The sequence below is a fragment of the Deinococcus radiopugnans ATCC 19172 genome, assembly GCF_006335125.1.
GTDB lineage: Bacteria > Deinococcota > Deinococci > Deinococcales > Deinococcaceae > Deinococcus > Deinococcus radiopugnans.
In genome coordinates this window covers 1-1,037 of sequence record NZ_VDMO01000069.1, presented here as the reverse complement: position 1 = coordinate 1,037, position 1,037 = coordinate 1, and the positions used below count along the sequence as shown (strand labels likewise).

The following is a 1,037-nucleotide window of genomic DNA, read 5'->3' as shown; positions in this document are numbered from 1 at the left end:
CGTTAAGGCCGCGTAGAGGGCCTTGCGCAATTCGGCGACAGTGTCATAGCAGCGCCTGGGCAGCAAAAATCCCTTAAGTCGTCGCCAGACGGCCTCAATCAGGTTCAACATTGGCGCGTAGGGCGGCAGATACCGGAGATATAAGCCCAGGGTCTCCCAGTGCGGGATTCGCTGACGCAGCGCTGCGCCCTTGTGAAAGGGCGCATTGTCCAGAACGACGACGGTCCAGCGCTGTGGATCACAGCGCTGGGCGAAGGTGTCGAGAAATTCAATGACCTGTTCGCCGGTGCAGTTCCCGTTCAGTTCCCGCACGTCCAAACGGGTCACGGCGCTGTCGAGGGTGAGACAGCCCATCAGGTTGATCCGGCCGTTCGATCCCCACCGCGTGGGGATCTCAAACTGACAGCCCGAGCCCCGAGGCGTCCAGGTCGCACCGATCGAGAGCATCAGACCCAATCCGGTCTGATCCAGAAAGCTTAAGCGGAGTTTGCCGTCCAATGCCCCCTTTTTAACGTCTCGATGGACGCGGCGTGTTCGTGCTGCACCGCCGGCTCCAGGGTTTTGGCGGGCGAGTACCTCGCCCGCTTCCAGGTGTAGCCGAGACGGTGCAGATGCTGGGTCATAGTCCGTGGGCTGACCCGCACGTGGAACTGTTCAGCCACTGCCTGACACAACAGGGCGGCCGTCCAGAAGCGATCTTCACGCAGTTTCTCGCGCAGGAACTGTTCCATCTGCGGTGTGACCAGCAATGGCTTCCCTGGGGCTTGCCCATCGGCAAGCCCCGCCACACCGTGCTGTTCAAACCGGGTGAGATCGTTGTGGACTGCTTGAGGATTTCGTTCAAAGTGCTGCGCGAGTTGTGCGACGGTCCATCCCGCGCGGTGCAGGCGGAGTAGGGTCGCACGGAATCGCACTTTCGGGTGGACATGCACATTGAACTCCAGTGCATGGAGCTGTTGGTCGGCGGCTTCGCTGATCTCGATCTGTCGTGCGGGACGACCCATCCCTAATTCTACTTCTTATTCGCGATCTACTTA

The 1,037-nt window shown here is 60.4% G+C and carries 2 protein-coding genes; both read right to left on the bottom strand.

Features of this window, described 5'->3' with window-relative positions; all coding sequences use genetic code 11:
• Nucleotides 1–498: IS630 family transposase (locus FHR04_RS20690; protein ID WP_139405056.1), on the bottom strand; the 498-nt coding region annotated here is incomplete at its 3' end.
• Entirely contained in the window at nt 477–1,004 is a 528-nt protein-coding gene (locus FHR04_RS20685) for a winged helix-turn-helix domain-containing protein (protein ID WP_139405055.1), read from the bottom strand. The genes FHR04_RS20685 and FHR04_RS20690, both read right to left, overlap by 22 nt.
• Nucleotides 1,005–1,037: the final 33 nt, after the last annotated feature.